Raw genomic sequence first — 18,009 nt, 5'->3', positions numbered from 1 at the left:
TCTCTTTGAATTTAGACGTTACTTTCCGCTCCGGGGGTTCGCTTTCCGTGGGGCTCGCGCTGAGCCGCTTCGGCTTTCAGCCTGCAGGGTCTCAGACTGTCTCGCTAATCCCACAGGAGTCTCACCCCCTCCACTCCAAGCAACGCATGAAAATGCATTTTTACTTCTCCAATATCTTTTTGTCGACAAGCTGAACTGAAACTGTTATTGTTTCAGTTTTCTCCACAAAGTTGTTCGATTAATCCCGAGTCTTTCAGCAACTTTTGTTTGATTATAATGTTCTTCTTCCATGACGGCGTCAATAATTCTTTTTTCTATTTCCTCTAATGTACCTTGTAAATATTTATTATCCATAGTTTCCATTTTATTCAACCTCTCTCCAAGAAGCTGTTGTATCAACCCTTTCCCTATTACAAACCCTTTTTCTTCCTTAACAGCATCATGAATAAGTAGATATAATTCTTCAACATTTCCTGGCCAAGAATAAGATTCCAATACTTGCCATGCATCTTCCTTTATCTTGATTGCTGAGGTGCCAAATTCAGAATGAAATGCAGTTAAAAAGTGGGTCACTAATGGTCTGATATCCTCTTTACGTTCAACCAAAATTGGTAAATCAACTCGGATAAATTCGAGATACGGAAGAGCAGTATACCCATTTATGCCTGACGTCTCCATCGCTATTATAATTGTGATGACATTATTGTAATTACTCTTTACTTTTCCAACAAATATCCTTAACTCTTCCAGGCTTAACATCTCTATTTCATTCAAATAAATCGTTTTTATATCAGGATCCAACTGTTGGTTCATATTTATAAATGCTTTGGCAGACATAACTGCTAAAAGACCATTTCCTCTATTTTTTTGGAAATGAATCCATTTGGTGATTAACTTTTTTCCTGTGCCAGATTTCCCAATAAGTATCCAGCCATTCCTGCTAAGATTACTTTGAATCTTTTCTATGCACCTCTTCATACTATCACTTTTAGAAAGGATAACTGGCGGAGTTGGTACATCTATAATATGTAAGGAGTTATCCAGTACTAAATCTTTCATAGAAGAAAAGGCAAATAAATAATGAAGTTCCCCTTCTATCTTTATAGGAATCATCATCTGTTTTACTCGTTTATACTGATTCGTTTCAATGATATCTAATTCTTCTTTACTATCACTTTTTTGTTGAATGATATTTATCATTTTTTTGACCGAAAGCGGGGAATCACTAAATCGTTTCCAATTTTCATAGACAATATTTCCATCACGATTCATTACAATGACATCCGAAAACTGTCTCTCTATAATGGTTTGCATAATAGTCATTTGAAAACGCTGCTTTCTCAGCATTCGGTAGATGCTCTTCACTTCTTTAATGGCTTCAAATATTGCCTCTCTGCCTGATTGTATTAGTATTCCTTCTAGATTATATTTAGCGGCCGCATCACGAGTAATAACATCTCCAATAATTAATTGATATCCATCTATTTTCAATTGATTGACTAATGGATCAACTTCAATAGCATCCTCGATTGTAAATACTTCAATAGGTATTTCTAACAAGTCCGTTATCGCCTTCGCGCCCATTGTAATGTTAGAAAAACCCACAATCGCTTTCTTGCCTGGATAATCATTTGCCAGGGTCAAGACACGGAGCATATCATAACCAGAAACATGTATGTCAACAACTGGAATAGTCACTTCTTGCTCTATTAATTGAGCAGTCCCCCCACGACTTATAATAACCTCAATGCCCTGTTTTTCAGCCTCCTTTGCAATTGGAATTGCTTCTTGAAGATTGGCCAATTCAATTTTCATATTAAGTTCAGGTTCTACTTTTATGCATTCTTCCATCACATGCTCCAAAGCAGGATAAGGAGCAATTAATAACGTTTTAATTCCCATTTTATTCACCTATTATTATTTATTACTTTATACATTGAAAGAATTATGTCTAGATGTCAAGTTTCGTTCATAATTTACTAGATACTGACAAGTAAATAGAAACTTTAAAAAAAACAAGTCAAGTAAAAGACAAGTTCCATGCCGCAACAGACAGTCTTACCTTCTAACTGAAGGATGCATATCTGGTCTTATACTTGAAAAGATTAGGATAATTAATGGTTAAAGACGGACAATCTCTATATTAATAATGAAACCAATTTGTTCCATTACATTACACTACAGACACACGTTGCGCTGGGAAGCAACCTTCTATGCTCCACCGTTATCTTTTATCCATACAAAAACCCCAGCTCTTGTGGTGTCCAATAATTGGGGTGCAGTTTAGTGACGCGGAGACTCAGACGTAGCCCCATGGGAAGCGAGGTGTATTCAGACTGCGTGAGATTACCACAAAGCTTCTTTCTTAAAATAAATAAAAAACCCAAACAATTATACGAATGTTTTTTAGTGTGTACGTATAATTGTTCGGGATTAAATTTAATTAATACTTATATCCCAGCCTTTTTCTTTTTTTAGACTCTTAGTATATCTCCTAATCCTTAATCGGTTTACCAAACACTGGAAGCCCATTCTCATCCCAAGTAAATACTTGTGCCCTCGCGTGGCGATCTGGATTATTCAAAGGATCTCCCTCTATTTCTGTATATGGTCTTGCATGATAGATAAGAACATCTTCCCTTCCATCTTCACTAATAGTAAAGCTATTATGTCCTGGTCCATATTGTTGATTCTCTGGGGCGCTGCTAAAAACTGGCTTATCTAATTTAGTCCAAGAATATCCATCTAATAAATCGGAATTTATATCGGCCCAAAGCATTCCCATGCAATAATTTTCATCGGTTGCACTAGCTGAATAGGTTATGATGACTTTTCCATTTCTAATCAACACCGCAGGACCTTCATTCACTAAAAATCCGATTTTCTCCCAAGAGTATTCAGGAATAGATAATAATAACTGCTTCCCTTTTAAGGTCCAAGGATTTTCCATTTCAGATAGATATAGATTAGAATTTCCTGGAATAGCCGGTTCCTTTTGTGCCCACACATAATAAAGCTTGTCGTGCAATTCAAACACAGTTGCATCTAAACTAAAACTTTCCTGAGCCGTTTTTACTTGACCCTTTTCAATCCATTTTCCAGTTAGAGGGTTTTCATCAGCGCATTCAAGTACAAACATACGATGCTGAAAAATCCCATTTTTAGGGTAATCATACTCTGCTGCGGCAAAATAGATGTACCATTTTCCACGGATAAAATGAATTTCCGGAGCCCAAATTAAAGAGCTTAATGGGCCTGTTGAATGAGCATGCCAAACAAATGCACTTTCACCATTTTTCAGCCCATTTAATGTTCTAGCTCTGCGGACTTCTATTTTCTGATAGCCAGGGACAGAACCAGTGAAATAATAGTAGCCATCTGTGTGTTTATATACCCAAGGATCTGCTCTTTGTAAAACAATTGGGTTGTTATAATGAACTGTCTTAACATTCGTCATCTTACTCTCTCCTTTTTATCCATTACATTTCAAACTAAAAAGATTATCTCCCATCAAATTATCCCATAACCATAGACGTGATTATCTTAAGACTTATCTGATTAAAAATTTAAGAACTGCAGATGTAATCACTTTCAATCTGCCATTGGTCTGATTTCCATCTAATAACAATTCCTTTAGCGTTCTATGTATCTATTCAAAACCTCTTATAATTCTTTTTTTGACTAATTCTCCTGATATGAACTTATCCACACATAAAAAATAGGTACTAATTAAAAATAGTGGTATTACAATACTATACTTATAAGCTACTGCTAAAAGTACTAACAAGAAGAGTAAACTAAATACTGTATGTAAAGGCAGTAATAATGGTAAACTCAATACTAATTTTGCTTTCTCCTTAAACGTACCATGCGTATATATGGCTATTGGAAATGTATAAAGAATAGTAGCCAAAACATAAATAATGAAACATAGAACTGGATAATAGAAAATAGCAGCCCCAACTGTCATTCCTCGTACCAGCTGTAAATCGATCCAAAGCACATATAATACAAGGAAATAAATGATTCCAACACCATTCATTTTTAGAAAGTTCTGCTTATATGCAGAAAAGTATTCCTTCGCAAGCTTTCTAAATGACGGAAAATCATTGAAAAACTCCTCTTTTCTAATTAGGACATTAAGGGCATAGGTAGCTGGAAAAATCCCGAAAATTCCAAGCCCAATTATACTCCCCATAATCCAAAGCAGATTAAGAATGATGACACTTAACAGCCTATCAAGAACGATCATCACTTTGTTTGACCACACCATAGATTACACCCTCTTTCCAAATATAGTATCTCCTGATTTTGTTAAACCAGAGAAGGCTATTGTCTCTATATTGTTTTTCCAATCCTTAACAGGAAAAATAACAAACTCAAAATTTCTATCCACAAAGGTAAACTGATTATCACCTAATGAATCAATCTTAGTTAGACTATCCTCTTTTAAAGAAAACCTTTTACTATGCTTAACTCTTCTGTCTTCATCAAAAGAAATATATTCCCAATCACCCAATAGATCCAGAACAGAATAATTGCGTGTTTCAGTATGATAGTAGTATTCTGGCGATACAACCGGCCAGCCGCTCATTAGCCAAAATAATTCCCGTATAAATCCATAATGATAGGGAGAAAATTCCTCTAAACGAACATGGTGAACCATAAATTGTTTATTCTTTTCGCTAAAAATGGAATTGTGACCTGGTCCAATCCAAGCAATATCATGTTCAAACTGATAGCTTCCCACTAACTTAACACCAATAGTATGTGGTTCATCCTCTGTATCTATCATATTTTTACCGTTCACATCCACGTAAGGACCAGTAATTTCTTTCGACCTCGCTACACGAATATTGTAACTATCATGCAAACTATCATAAGAAGTAAACAAATAATAATAATCAAATGTCGAATTGTAGATAATAAAAGCGCCTTCTATCGCACCTTCTACTTCTTTTGGTCTTATTGCAAGCAATGTTCCATAACCATCATCAGCAACTGGCATCCCTGTTTCCATATTAAGTCTGACAAGGTAAATGCCTCCAAAGAAGGATCCATAACAAAGCCAGTACTCACCATATTTATCTATTACTACATTTGCATCTATCGCATTATGGGTTGCAATTTCTGGATTTGTTTTAAGTACAATCCCTTGATCACACCACGGTCCTTCTAAATGGTCAGCAGTAGCTAATCCAATACAAGAAACCGTACTCCCAAAAGTGGAAGCGGAATAATACATATAATAGCGACCTTTATAGTTAATAACTTCCGGGGCCCATAAGCCTAATGCCTTGGACCACTCTTTAGCCTCTTTAGGAACAGCCTTTAACGCAGTTCCAACATAATCCCAGTGGATTAAATCCTTTGATTTTCTAATTTGCGCCCCCTCAGTTGGCGCATTATCGATATGTGTATCGGTTGAAAACATATAGTAGAAATCATCTTCTTTGATAATCGTAGGGTCATGGGTTCCCAAGGTTCCCCATCCGTATGATTCTATTAATTCTAAGCCCTGTTTTGTTTCTTCTTTCATTTTCATAGCTTGGTCCTCCTGTTTACCCTTTCACACCTGATAAGGCAACTGATTCAATAATCTGTTTTTGAAATATCAAGAATACGATTAATACTGGAAGTAAAGAGACAACAGAACCTGCCATAATCAATGGATAATCCGTTTGAATAGCATAAGTTGCTTTTAAGTTTGCAATTACTACTTGTAATGTTTGTTTCTCTGGACTATTTAGATAGATTAATGGTGCTAAGTAGTCATTCCACACACCCATGAACCAAAGAATAAATTGTGCCGCTACCGCCGGACGAATAACAGGAAAAATCAATTTAAAGAAAATTTGAAGGTAACCCGCTCCATCCACCTTTGCTGCTTCAATTAACGAATAAGGCACATTGGTTAGATATTGACGAAGGAAGAAAATCATCGTAATATTTCCAAATAAACCTGGCACAATTAATGGTAATAGTGTATCTACCCAACCCATTTTAGAAAACATTACGAATTGGGGAATCATAATGATTGGATAAGGAATCATAATAGAAGCTAATAAAATTAAAAATAATGTATTTTTAAAAGGCATTCTTAGTTTCGCAAAAGCAAAAGCAGCCATACTAGATGTTATGGTACCAATAATAGTTACGGTTAAAGAGACAATTATAGTATTTTTAAGTCCGTATCCCAAAGTATCAAGCTGAAATAATTTAATGTATGCATCAAACTGGAAGGGATCTGGTATCCATTGTGGCGGTAAGGCAAATACACCAGTCTTGTCTTTTAATGAAGTAGTAATCATCCATAATAATGGTCCAATCATAAACAGAGAACCAATGGTGAGAATGAAATAAATAAATATATCTGTTATTTTCCTTTGCTTTTTCATGCTATACACCCCCTTAATCCAAACTATAATCTGATTTTCTATTAAAATAGAATTGAATAACAGTTACGATAAAGATAAAGATAAATAAAATTAGTGACATCGCTGAACCATATCCCATTTGATAATATTTGAATGCTTTTTGCCATACATACCAAACAATAGACGCGGCACTATAAGATGGTCCGCCAGTCGGGGTCATAATGTTAATTTCAGTAAATATTTGGAATCCGCCAATTATATTTGTAATAACTAAGAAAAACGTTACCGGTTTAACCATTGGCCATGTGATACTTTTAAATTTTTGGAAAGAATTTGCACCATCTAGATCAGCTGCTTCATAATAGGTTTTCGAAACACTTTGAATTGCCGCTAAATAAAGCAGCATCGAATAACCTAACCCTTTCCATACTGCCATAAGGATAATTGCTGGTTTAACAGTTGCAGTATTTTCTAACCAGTTTGGACCCTTAATTCCAAATAAATCCAAAAATTGATTAATCAATCCAAAATCTCCATTATAAGCCCATGCCCACATTATAGAGATTGCTGCAAGAGAAGAGATAACAGGGATGTAGTAGATTGTTCTAAAAACAGTAGTCCCTTTCAGCCCCCTGCTCAAAGCCATTGCGAGCAGCAATGCCAATCCTAATCCAATAGGAATTCCTATCATATAAAAAACTGTATTATAGAGAGTTTGATAGAAATATTCATCTTGAAATAGTTTAATAAAGTTATCTAAGCCGACAAAGTTCATTCTATTCAATCCATTCCAATCCGTAAATGATGCATACACAGAATAAGCAAATGGATAAACAGAAAATAATAGAAATCCAATAATTGGAGCTGCCACAAACATCAGTGCAACTCTATGCTCTTGCTTATACAAGTTACTAGTCTTACTTTTAGGTTTTATTTTCGGATTTTTATTCTTTTCACTGTTTGTAGCTATAACACTGGACATATGCTCACCTCTTTAGCAATTAAAGGGTGTCTTAAAAGAAGAGAACCTCACAACAAGTTTTACTTAAAATTGGTGAGTTCTCCTCTTAGTAAAAAGACATCCTAGTATTTTAGTTTATTTAGACATTTTTGCTTGTTCATTGGCCTCATCTAAAAGCTTTTGCATTTTAGGCTGTATTTCTTTTACAAAATCGGCTGCAGTCTGTTTCCCTTGCATTACGGGAGTAATATTCGACCAGAATTCATCTAACCATTGGGAGTTATAGGTAGCGAAAGTTGGGTATGGAACACCATAATCTCGAACAATATCTAAAAATTCTTTCTTATTATTTGGAACCGTTTCTGTATCGCTAGCCCATTCTTCAGCCATATCAATTAAATTCGGAATTTGCACTTTAGCATCTAATAATGTTTGTTGGGCATTTTCATCAGCAGACAAGTAAATGGCCAATTCAGTCGCTAAATCGGGATATTTTGTAGTCTCTGAAACTACTAATCCCAGGGAACCAACATATGCAACAGATTTACCTGTTGTACCAGATGGCCACGGCATGAGATCGTATTCAAAATCTAGTTTGGCATATGTACTCATATCCCATGGACCAACTGGGAAAAATGCTAATTCGCCATTCATCCATCTTTGGTATGTGTCCAATGTTTCAGCTTGTGAAGCATTTGGTGTTGTATTATATTTATTAGTTAAATCGGCAAGGAACTGCAAAGAACTTGCAAACTCTGGTGTGTCAACTGTTACAGTATCTCCAGCATCATTTAAAAAGGATGCACCATTACTATAAGCAAATGATTGCAGAGTCCACGTGGCATTAAAACCGCTTGCCCATTGATCAACTTCGCCATCACCATTTGTATCTTTTGTTAATTCTTGACTAATTTTTAAGAATTCCTCCCAAGTATAGGCTTTGTCTTTATCTGGCAACGGAATTCCGGCTTCTTCAAACATGTCTTTATTATAACCTAGCGCAAATGGACCGATATCTTTTGGTAATCCATAAAGGGCACCCTTACCAGGAGTTTTCCCATCATAGCGATAGATGTCTACACCAAATTTCCAAATACTATCTAAATCAAAATCTGCATTCTCAACTTCTTCTGTAATATCTTTAATGATGCCATTATCAACATAATTTGCGATACTTCCAGAATCAAGATAAAAAACATCGGGTACATTCCCACCGGAAACAGCAGCAGATAATTTAGTAGCATATTGATCTGCATCTGTATTAATGATTTTTACCTTCACGCCCTCATGCGAATCTTCAAACTTTTTAATCGCTGCTGTATAAGCCGTTTTCTCATCTGGCCCTCCTCTAAACATAAACGTGATTTCTTTCTTCCCATCCGCATTACCGTTACTGCTACTTGAACATGCACCTAAAAGCAACATACTGAAAATCACAAAACTTGAAAGTAATATTTTTACTTTTTTCATTTTATATTCTCCCCTATTTTTAATTTCTTTTATAAAACAAAAAGGATAATACTAATCTGCATTTCTATCACTTTAAGCGTAGACTTACTTTGTTCTCTTTATGTAGCATTTAATTTAGAATTACTTTCATTTTCACCAACGTATCAACAGTTTATTTGTTTTTGCATTCCTCCTCATCTCCCTTTTTATATGACACTATGATACAACTTAATAGCAAAAGGCGATTTTTACAAAGTTTGTTGTTATTACAGATAGCCTCTCGTTGTGTGGAATTCCCCCAAAATAGAGAACAACATTTTTATAAAACACCCTTTAAAAATATATCTTATAAGTTATTTATACAATTATCTGTAAGCGTTGTCAATAACTTTTATATAAACTTAGATATATTTTTCAGACATTAAATTAACATATTTATTAATCTAATTCATCACATAGTTAACCACCTTAACAAAGTTAATATTTGCATTAACCTTACACTTTTCATTACATAATTATTAACAAGTATATTTAAAAATTTGAAGAAGTGATTTTTTCTTGCAAATTGGATTTTTGAGAAACAGTGTGCTCTTTAATAAGTAAAAAAGACAGACCTGCTACTTCGCAGAATCTGCCTTTTTAGGACATTTCTAAATGGATAACTAACGTTGTAAATAAATAATTTCCTCAGCCAGTTTAATCATTCGCTCTTTGACCTCTTTGTCGATAATTTCATTCTCCTCATCAAAATAGTCATTATGCACAAACACATTTTGCACGGTAATCAATGCTTTAAAATAGGTAAGAATCGGCTTTAATTGATGTTCCATTACAAGAAAATGTTTATCCGTACCACCTGTGATAACCATTCCCGCTACTTTCGTTTTAAATGCATCGACTGGTAGATGATCAAAGAGATTTTTTAATACCCCTGAAATAGAGGCTTGATATACTGGCGTTCCAATCACAAGAGCATCTGCACTCAAAATAGTATTGACCACTTTAATGGTATCATCATTATAATAACTTAATGGCGCTCCATTAACAAATTCGATCTCATACTCTCTTAAATCAACTAATTCTACTTGAATCGTTGGGTCAAGTGCCTTGGCAGCAACTAATACTTCATTTACTGCTTTAGCTGTTTTGGAACCAACTAATGATCCAGAAATCCCTACAAGCTTCATAGTATCCTCCAAGCTTAAAGATAAGCATGAACCACTTAATCTTTGTCTATCATATTAATTATTATTCGCAAATTTATCCGCAACTACACTCCAATTAATAATAGAGAAGAAATTGGAAATGTATTCAGGTCTTCTGTTTTGGTAATTTAAATAGTAAGCATGCTCCCATACATCCAATCCTAAAATAGCGCGTTCGCCATTCATAATTGGATTATCTTGGTTTGGTGTGCTTGTTACTTTTAAGCTGCCTACTTCGTCCACAACCAGCCAAGCCCAGCCAGACCCAAATCGAGTAGTAGCAGCAGCAGTAAATTGCTGCTTAAATTCATCGAAGCTTCCAAAAGCTTTATTAATTGCTTCTGCTAATTCACCAGAAGGTGTATTCACACCTGAAGCTGGTGCAATTACTTCCCAGAATAAGGAGTGGTTTAAGTGCCCGCCACCATTGTTTCTTACAGCAGTTCTGATTTGTTCTGGTACCTCATTCAGATTGCTTAATAACTCTTCTAAGGATTTTGCTTGTAATGCATCCTGACCTTCAAGAGCAGCATTTAAATTATTAACGTATGTCTGATGATGTTTTCCATAATGAATTTCCATCGTTTTCTGGTCAATATGTGGTTCTAAAGCATTAAATTCGTATGATAAAGCTGGTAATGAATATGTAGTCATTGGTATTTCCTCCATTTTTTGTTTTTTATACTTTTTGGTTTAAAAAGTATATTTAAACAATAAACCATCCATAATAAAAAAGCAATTACTTTATTCTAAATTGGTGGATGTTTTTTTTATTAACTAAGCTAATCTTATGCACTGACTCTTGTACAAGTAACTACTTTCAACATTTTATACTTTCTGGTATAATTAATTTCTATACCTTAAAATTATTTAGATTTTTTTCTCCAATGAAATAGAATGGAGGTTTAAAATGGTCCCAACACAAAAAACGACAAAAGATAAAATTCTGCATCTTCTTAAGAAAGAGGGCTCCTTAACGGTAAACGATTTTACCGATCGTCTAAAAATAACACATATGGCTGTGCGAAAGCACTTAACAATATTAGAAAAAGATAATTTAATCCAATCCGAATTTATCAAACAGCCAATGGGCCGACCTATTCAAAGCTTTACATTGGCGGAAAAAGCAGAACATTTTTTCCCAAAAAGTTATGAAGGAATCAGCATCGATTTATTACACGACATTAAAGAACTTTATGGAAAAGATTCAGTTCAGCAATTATTCAATAAACGGGAAGAACGTCTAACAAAAGAGTATATTTCACGTATGGATGACAAAGATCCTGCTGAAAAAATGCAAGAAATGATTACTATCCAAAATGAAAAAGGATATATGGCCGATTTAACAAAAGTGGACGACCATACTTTTGAAATAACGGAATATAATTGTCCTATCCTCGAGGTAGCGAAGGAGTTTAAAATAGCCTGTAGATGTGAGACAGAAATGCTCAAAAAAGTTCTCCATGCAAAGGATGTTACGAGAACATACTGCCGAACAGAAGGAGACAATCACTGTAAGTTTGTCGTAAAGTTTGTTTCCCAGCATGATTCCTCGTTCGTAGTATTGTAAGGCTTTTTCTTAGAAAAAACTTAAACTAATAGGAAAAGGGAAGTCATCAAGAAATTAATTCTTAAGACTTCCCTTTTCTAGTATTTCTTCTATTAAGCAAATACAGCTAATTCTGCTTCAATTTGTTTCATTATTAATTCAAGACATTCCTCAGTAGTTTTTGCAAAAATTCTTTTTCCGTTTACAATTGCATAAGGACGTTTTGCACACATTCCACAAAAGGAAAGACAGCTGCTTTCAATCACAGCTACTTCTGGATATTTAGATTCTAGTATTTCTTCTAAATTTATTGAAGTGATCAAACTTCCATCACAAATTTCTACAACTACAATCCCCATTTGCTCGTTCCTCCCTTTTATTTTACAAACAATATATATAAACGATTATTTTTATGGACCAAAGATATAAGGAAAAAACTAAATCACACTTTATAAAAGTTTTTTATACCATACAGTATAAAAAACAAGTATATACATTTAATCATTTTCTATATAAAAATGCAAGTAAAGAAGCTCTCCATAATTCTGATAGACTAAGAATAAAAATACTCCTTTACAGCTGTTATATTATGTATTAACAAGTTTTTTCATCAGCTGCCAAGGAGTATGTCACTACCAGTATGAATTTACAGGTGAATTTTTTCTATTTATCCCCTAAAAAATTTCTTGAACTTTTCCAACTCTTCCTTACTATACGTTTTTGTTTTATCAAAATAAGGATTATCTTCAAGCACATTTTTAGGATCTACATTTGTCTTAATCGATACACTTGTCTTATTTGAATCAGCTTCCATCATATTATCATTTATTTGGCCAAAATCAGACATATTCGCTCCCTTTTGTTCGTTCATCCAAATCACTCCTTTTTTTATAAGTTTTACAGAAAGCAGAAAATTATTCTCTTCCATTAACATCTATATTTTAGCGAACAAAAAAACATCTCGCTAAAAAGAAATAATATTCTGAAAAAAAGTTCATTACTTCACAATATTTGATTTTGAAATCGTTTTCATTTATAATGTAAATTAGGTTGGATAACATTAGTGGTTATCACTGTACACAGCGTAGGTGGAGCTGGTACTTCAATAGAGCTTTATTAGTTCTAAATGAGAAGCAGAAAAGTATCCGATTCAATAAGAATCGGATACTTTTCATTAACCTACAAAATAAACATTAGCTAAAGGAAAAGTCCCCCGTTTATGGATTATGTCTTGATTTATTATATGGTGTTAGTTTTCCATTTCTGCTCATGTCTAAGCAGCCATTCCTTCCGCCATAAACCACCGGCATAACCAGTCAGCGTTCCATTCGCTCCTATAATTCGATGACATGGAATGACAATGCATAGTTTATTTCTTCCATTCGCACTTCCCACTGCACGAACTGCTTTTTTGTTACCGATGCTGCTTGCAATATCCTTATATGATCCCGTTGCCGCATAGGGAATATGAGTTAAAGCATTCCATACCTGTCTTTGAAATGGAGTTCCACCCATTTCAATTGGAAAAGAAAAATTATGACTTTTCCCACTGAAGTAAGCATCTAGCTCCTTATAGCATGTAATTAAAACCTGAGGTGTCTGATCATCTATCTGGTTCTCTGGTGACTCTTTCTCTGAAAATAAGATAGAATAGATCGCCTTTTCTGTTCCAATTATCTCTATTACTCCAATTGGAGATTGATAATCTAGTGCAAACATCCTATCCCCCCGAAAAACTATTTTCTATTATTTTAACAGAACAGTATCATTTTGCTTCATAAAAAACATTTTTATTTTTTCAAAAATCATATTTACAAATGAGGAAAATAGTGTTAGTCTTTTAAAGAATTTACGCAATCCCTATTTAACCTATAGGAATTACAATAAAAGGAGGACATAGCATTGAACCTTTTTGCTATTTTAAACATTATTATATTACTTATTTTGCTTAGTGTTCTATTCTATATGCAAAAGAAACATATATCCTTCTCTAAACGCGTGTTTACCGCTTTAGGACTGGGTGTATTATTTGGAGCAATTTTACAATTATTTTTTGAGCCGACTTCAGAAGTAATCACGGTTACGAATGATTGGTTCGGTTTAGTTGGAAACGGATATGTAAAACTACTACAAATGATTGTTATGCCACTAGTCTTTATTTCTATTGTGGCTGCCTTCACAAAGTTAGAAAAATCAGCTAACCTTGGGAAAATTAGTGGTCTCGTAATCGGAACATTATTACTAACAACAGCTATAGCTGCAGGAATCGGAATCGCCTCTGCTGCAGGTTTTGACTTAAAAGCAATTGATGTAAATGCTGGAGATGCTGAAGTACTTCGCGGACAGCAACTAGAAGAATCTTTAGGGGAAGTCCAAAGCACAACTGTACCACAGAAAATTCTTAGCTTTTTACCAGCTAATCCATTTCAAGATTTAACTGGTGCTAGACCAACTTCTACTATTGCGGTAGTAATTTTTGCGGCATTCGTTGGAGTTGCATTCCTAGGGATTAGAAGAAAAAATCCAGAGCAAGCAGCTTTCTTCCAAAAAATTGTTGAATCATTACATACAATAGTGATGCGAATTGTAACATTAGTACTGCGATTAACTCCATATGGTATACTTGCGCTTATGGCAAAAACAGTTGCAGGAAGTAACCTTGATGCAATTGTGAAGCTAGGAAAATTTGTTATTGCGTCCTATGTTGCCTTAATTGCAATGTTTATTATTCATTTAATTATTCTTGCGATTATGGGACTCAGCCCAAAACAATATTTAAAAAAAGTTTGGCCTGTTCTTACTTTTGCATTCACATCACGTACAAGTGCAGGAACAATGCCATTAAATATTGAAGCACAGAAGAATAAATTAGGTGTACCTGAATCCATTGCTAACTTCTCTGCATCCTTCGGGGTTTCAATTGGCCAAAATGGTTGTGCTGGTATCTATCCTGCAATGCTTGCAGTCATGATTGCACCAACACAAGGAATTAATCCTTTATCCCCATCTTTCATTGCGACATTAATTATTGTCGTTATGATCAGTTCATTTGGAGTTGCTGGAGTGGGTGGAGGAGCAACATTCGCAACATTGATCGTTCTCTCTACTTTAAACTTACCAGTAGCATTGGCTGGGGTATTAATTTCTGTTGAACCATTAATTGATATGGGGCGCACTGCTCTAAACGTAAGTGGATCAATGGTGTCAGGTGTTGTAACAAGTAAAACACTTGGTGAATTAGATACAAAACAGTATCAGTCGAATGAAATAGATACTAGTGAGAATATGGCATAATAAAAAGGCAAAGCTCCTTCTAAGGTGCTTTGCTTTTTTATTTATTTCAACTCTAATTCATTAATAAGATCAAAATATTCAATCATCATCACTTCTATTTTATGTTCTTCATTTAAATTAGCTTGCCCAGTAATTGTTCCAACATTTGCTGTACTACTGCCTTTTTTCTTATATTCTATTTTTGCCGTAAAATTGTATATAATCTCATCAGAACTGGTCTTTTCATAATTAATATCCAATACTCTTAAAGTGTAATGATTTTTCGCAGGTTCATTCCATATTACGGACCCATATCTTGAAACGTATTCAACATACGCTCTATCACTTGCAAAATACTCTTTAAATAAATCCTCTTCATATTCGCTTAAGCCCTTTATTTCTCCCTCTTCTTCCGAACTCGTATCATTCATTATTTTTAACCAATTCTCATCAGGTCCTGTAAAGTTATTTGTTATAACAGCTTCAATTGTTTTTATATCTGCTGCTTCTTTCATTGAAATACCGTCACTTGGATTTTGTGCTGAATCTGAAGATATTAAACTTAAGCCAAGCGGAATTAATATAATGATAAACGCAGCTACAGCTATAACCGGAAAAAGTTTCGAAAAAATTCGTCTTTTCTTTCTTGTTACAGAAATCTGTGTCCATAATTCTTCTTTTAATCCTTTAGGTATATTAATGGAGTTATATTCCTTCTTTATCTGCTCCTTTAATCTTTCATTTTCTTGATTATTCTTCAAGCTTACTTTCACCTCCAGAGTGATACTGTCGATATATTTTCTGTTTCGCTCGGTATATCCTTGATTTAACTGTTCCTAATTTAAGGGAAAGTAGATTAGCAATTTCTTTTTCTGATAAACCATCCAAATATTTTAATATTAATATTTGTTTGTATTTTGGTCGTAAATCAGCTAAATAATATTCTATTTCATCTCTCTCATCATTAAATTCATTCGTAGTTGAAATATAGTTTTCTTCTTCAAACATATGTGTTGATTGTCTATTGTTTTTATTATATATATCAATAGCAGTTCTTGTAGCAATAGTAGTTATCCAAGCACTTAACTTTGAATGATCATTTATTTTCCCTAAATTTTTAAATACTTTTATAAAGGTATCATGTGTTGCATCTTTCGCTAGTTCCTCATTTTTCAGGATGTAAAAAGTTGCTTTATATACCTTTTCAAAAAAGTATTCATATATTTCCTTCTCATTCATTTTCGTAATATTAACCACCTCCCTTTATACTTTAAGACCAGTTTATCAACCAAAAAGTTCCCCTTTTCTTATAAAAAATGTAAGTTAATTTAAATAAATTCCAATAAAAAAATCCTGCTCTCACAGGATTTTTAATAAATACTAGCTTTATCTTATTTAATCAACGCAAATACTTCTGCGCGTTTATCACTGTCAGTCTGAAAAACACCTCGTACAGCTAATGTAACTGTTTTAGCACCAGGCTTTTTCACTCCACGCATGGTCATACACATATGCTCTGCCTCTACCACGACCATTACTCCATGGGGCTCAAGTGTTTCCATCATAGTATCTGCCACAGTGGACGTTATTCGTTCCTGAAGCTGAGGACGTTTTGAAACAGCTTCTATTGCTCGAGCAAGCTTACTTAACCCAGCCACTCTTCCGCCTTTCGGGATATAAGCAACATGCGCCTTCCCGTAAAAAGGGACTAAGTGATGCTCGCACATGGAGTAAAAAGGAATATCCTTTACTAATACCAATTCTTCATGGTCTTCATGAAAAATCGTTTCAAAATACTCTTTTGGATCGATGGTAAGACCAGAAAAAACCTCTTCATACATTTTCGCTACCCGTTTTGGAGTATCCAATAATCCTTCTCTATTTGGATCTTCTCCAACTGCTTCTAATAGTAAGCGAATAGCCTCCTCTATTTGAGGAGTATTAATTTTACTCATTCTAAAATCCTCCTAAAATCCTTCCCGACTATCTACACTCCACGCTTATTTCCCCAAATATACGTATGTAGCTGTGGAAGTACCTTCACATTTTTGAATTGATGATCAAGCATGGTTTTATCAATCAACCACTCATACTTCGCCAATAAATGTTCGACTAATTTAGTATCATCAGTCGTTTTATTATCTTCATTCCCAACTTGTAAGAAAAAAGGAATATCAGGATAACGCAAATGCACTTTTTTGGCATAGTTGTAATCTTCATCAGAAAATACAACAACTTTTAAGCTAATATGAGTACTTCGATTAGCATTTCTTAATCTTTGCACAATCGAATCCAACATGTCAAAATCCGTATTCATTTTAGAACTTGGCGGCTTAGGAGAAATAGTAAGTTCATCAATATCTATAAACCAATCTTGCCATTTGCTCCCTTGTGTCTCAAGCCCAATCTTTATTTCCTTTTCCTTTAATAAATTTACCAGAAAGGAAAGATTTTTCAAGAGGGCCGGATTTCCTCCTGAAAGGGTGACAAAAGAAAATCCGTCTCCACCTAGTCGAACTAGTTCCTCCCATATTTCCTCTGCTTGCATTTGCTTAATCAGCTCTTTTCCGCTGCCATCCCAAGTAAAGGCAGAATCACACCAAGCGCAGGAATAATCACAGCCAGCTGTTCTGACAAACATCGTTTTTTGGCCAATGACCATTCCTTCTCCTTGTATCGTTGGTCCAAAAATCTCCATGACAGGTACTTTACTCACTCTCCATCCACTCCCTTCTCATTTCTGCATAACTAGTAGGAGTTTCATAGAGACGAACAAATTCTACTCTCGCCCCATTATCTGCTTGCTTTATCTCATCTTTATTCAAAGCCTCTTCCATTTTTTCAAAGATCCAATATACTATATTCTCTGCTGTTGTATTCATTGGTGGAAGAGTTTCATTCAAGTAGCGATGATCTAAGTAAATTTCAATCTCGGTTTTCCATATTTTTTTAATGTCACCAAAGTCTATCATTAATCCTCGGTTATCTAAATATCCACTAATTCCGAAAACTACCTTGTATGTATGTCCATGAAGATTCATACATTTTCCTTCATAAGCATGCAGGTGATGTGCTGCATCAAAGGTAAACTCTTTACTAACCATAACACGTTTGCAATGATATTTTAATTGCTTAGAGGAAATATCTTCCCCAAATTTTTGCAGTCTATCTACTATTCGAAAGTCATGCATTCTC

General features: G+C 34.5%; 19 protein-coding genes. 2 read left to right on the top strand and 17 right to left on the bottom strand.

Going from position 1 to position 18,009, the window contains the following annotated elements; all coding sequences use genetic code 11:
• Positions 1 to 204: 204 nt before the first annotated feature.
• The 9 genes from NSS71_RS02010 to NSS71_RS01970 all read right to left on the bottom strand — a co-directional run bounded on the left by NSS71_RS02010 (position 205) and on the right by NSS71_RS01970 (position 10,646).
• Positions 205 to 1,902, bottom strand: coding sequence for a sigma-54-dependent Fis family transcriptional regulator (locus NSS71_RS02010; protein ID WP_341132341.1), 1,698 nt, complete (start codon positions 1,900 to 1,902; stop codon positions 205 to 207).
• A 592-nt stretch (positions 1,903 to 2,494) separates the two neighbouring features.
• The gene (locus NSS71_RS02005) at positions 2,495 to 3,457 is read right to left on the bottom strand and encodes a glycoside hydrolase family 43 protein (RefSeq protein WP_047941561.1); all 963 of its coding nucleotides are present in this window, start codon (positions 3,455 to 3,457) and stop codon (positions 2,495 to 2,497) included.
• Between the two features lie 192 nt (positions 3,458 to 3,649).
• Entirely contained in the window at positions 3,650 to 4,273 is a 624-nt protein-coding gene (locus NSS71_RS02000; RefSeq protein WP_047941560.1) for a YesL family protein, read from the bottom strand.
• Between the two features lie 3 nt (positions 4,274 to 4,276).
• On the bottom strand, positions 4,277 to 5,545 hold the full coding sequence (locus tag NSS71_RS01995; protein ID WP_201781386.1) for an arabinan endo-1,5-alpha-L-arabinosidase: 1,269 nt from the start codon (positions 5,543 to 5,545) through the stop codon (positions 4,277 to 4,279).
• Positions 5,546 to 5,561: 16 nt separating this feature from the next.
• A complete protein-coding gene (locus tag NSS71_RS01990; RefSeq protein WP_047941559.1) occupies positions 5,562 to 6,398 on the bottom strand; it encodes a carbohydrate ABC transporter permease in 837 nt (278 codons plus the stop codon).
• A gap of 13 nt (positions 6,399 to 6,411) precedes the next feature.
• Positions 6,412 to 7,254 carry a carbohydrate ABC transporter permease gene (locus NSS71_RS01985; RefSeq protein ID WP_047941630.1) on the bottom strand — a complete coding sequence of 281 codons (843 nt, stop codon included), beginning with the start codon at positions 7,252 to 7,254 and terminating at the stop codon, positions 6,412 to 6,414.
• 219 nt (positions 7,255 to 7,473) lie between these two features.
• Positions 7,474 to 8,808: an ABC transporter substrate-binding protein gene (locus NSS71_RS01980; RefSeq protein ID WP_095257741.1), complete on the bottom strand. Its 1,335-nt coding sequence runs from the start codon at positions 8,806 to 8,808 to the stop codon at positions 7,474 to 7,476.
• 641 nt (positions 8,809 to 9,449) lie between these two features.
• On the bottom strand, positions 9,450 to 9,974 hold the full coding sequence (locus NSS71_RS01975) for an NADPH-dependent FMN reductase (protein WP_047941557.1): 525 nt from the start codon (positions 9,972 to 9,974) through the stop codon (positions 9,450 to 9,452).
• A gap of 54 nt (positions 9,975 to 10,028) precedes the next feature.
• On the bottom strand, positions 10,029 to 10,646 hold the full coding sequence (locus NSS71_RS01970) for a superoxide dismutase (RefSeq protein WP_047941556.1): 618 nt from the start codon (positions 10,644 to 10,646) through the stop codon (positions 10,029 to 10,031).
• 256 nt (positions 10,647 to 10,902) lie between these two features.
• Between NSS71_RS01970 and NSS71_RS01965 the strand changes: the two genes are divergently transcribed.
• Entirely contained in the window at positions 10,903 to 11,562 is a 660-nt protein-coding gene (locus tag NSS71_RS01965; RefSeq protein ID WP_047941555.1) for a helix-turn-helix transcriptional regulator, read from the top strand.
• A 92-nt stretch (positions 11,563 to 11,654) separates the two neighbouring features.
• On the opposite strand, the gene NSS71_RS01960 is transcribed toward NSS71_RS01965, so the two are convergent.
• The 3 genes from NSS71_RS01960 to NSS71_RS01950 form a co-directional block, all read right to left on the bottom strand.
• Positions 11,655 to 11,900, bottom strand: coding sequence for a DUF1450 domain-containing protein (locus NSS71_RS01960; protein WP_047941554.1), 246 nt, complete (start codon positions 11,898 to 11,900; stop codon positions 11,655 to 11,657).
• A gap of 308 nt (positions 11,901 to 12,208) precedes the next feature.
• Positions 12,209 to 12,412, bottom strand: a complete 204-nt coding sequence (locus NSS71_RS01955) for a hypothetical protein (protein WP_061799638.1) — start codon at positions 12,410 to 12,412, stop codon at positions 12,209 to 12,211.
• A gap of 368 nt (positions 12,413 to 12,780) precedes the next feature.
• Positions 12,781 to 13,260 carry a methylated-DNA--[protein]-cysteine S-methyltransferase gene (locus NSS71_RS01950; protein WP_061799641.1) on the bottom strand — a complete coding sequence of 160 codons (480 nt, stop codon included), beginning with the start codon at positions 13,258 to 13,260 and terminating at the stop codon, positions 12,781 to 12,783.
• Positions 13,261 to 13,443: 183 nt separating this feature from the next.
• Between NSS71_RS01950 and NSS71_RS01945 the strand changes: the two genes are divergently transcribed.
• Positions 13,444 to 14,835 carry an L-cystine transporter gene (locus tag NSS71_RS01945; RefSeq protein ID WP_047941551.1) on the top strand — a complete coding sequence of 464 codons (1,392 nt, stop codon included), beginning with the start codon at positions 13,444 to 13,446 and terminating at the stop codon, positions 14,833 to 14,835.
• Between the two features lie 41 nt (positions 14,836 to 14,876).
• Here NSS71_RS01945 and NSS71_RS01940 read toward each other — a convergent pair whose 3' ends face one another.
• The 5 genes from NSS71_RS01940 to queD form a co-directional block, all read right to left on the bottom strand.
• Positions 14,877 to 15,575: a hypothetical protein gene (locus NSS71_RS01940; protein WP_061799645.1), complete on the bottom strand. Its 699-nt coding sequence runs from the start codon at positions 15,573 to 15,575 to the stop codon at positions 14,877 to 14,879.
• The gene (locus tag NSS71_RS01935; RefSeq protein ID WP_235844515.1) at positions 15,565 to 16,053 is read right to left on the bottom strand and encodes an RNA polymerase sigma factor; all 489 of its coding nucleotides are present in this window, start codon (positions 16,051 to 16,053) and stop codon (positions 15,565 to 15,567) included. Before NSS71_RS01935 ends, NSS71_RS01940 begins: the two co-directional genes overlap by 11 nt.
• 152 nt (positions 16,054 to 16,205) lie before the next feature.
• Complete coding sequence (folE, locus tag NSS71_RS01930) at positions 16,206 to 16,769, bottom strand: GTP cyclohydrolase I FolE (RefSeq protein WP_341151266.1); 564 nt, start codon at positions 16,767 to 16,769, stop codon at positions 16,206 to 16,208.
• Between the two features lie 32 nt (positions 16,770 to 16,801).
• Complete coding sequence (queE, locus tag NSS71_RS01925; protein WP_061799649.1) at positions 16,802 to 17,530, bottom strand: 7-carboxy-7-deazaguanine synthase QueE; 729 nt, start codon at positions 17,528 to 17,530, stop codon at positions 16,802 to 16,804.
• Positions 17,523 to 18,005, bottom strand: coding sequence for a 6-carboxytetrahydropterin synthase QueD (gene queD / locus NSS71_RS01920; protein ID WP_061799655.1), 483 nt, complete (start codon positions 18,003 to 18,005; stop codon positions 17,523 to 17,525). Before queD ends, queE begins: the two co-directional genes overlap by 8 nt.
• Positions 18,006 to 18,009: the final 4 nt, after the last annotated feature.

The sequence above is a fragment of the Niallia sp. FSL W8-0951 genome, from assembly GCF_038006525.1.
Taxonomy (GTDB): Bacteria; Bacillota; Bacilli; order Bacillales; family Cytobacillaceae; genus Niallia; species Niallia circulans.
This window is presented reverse-complemented; position numbering and strand designations above follow the sequence as displayed.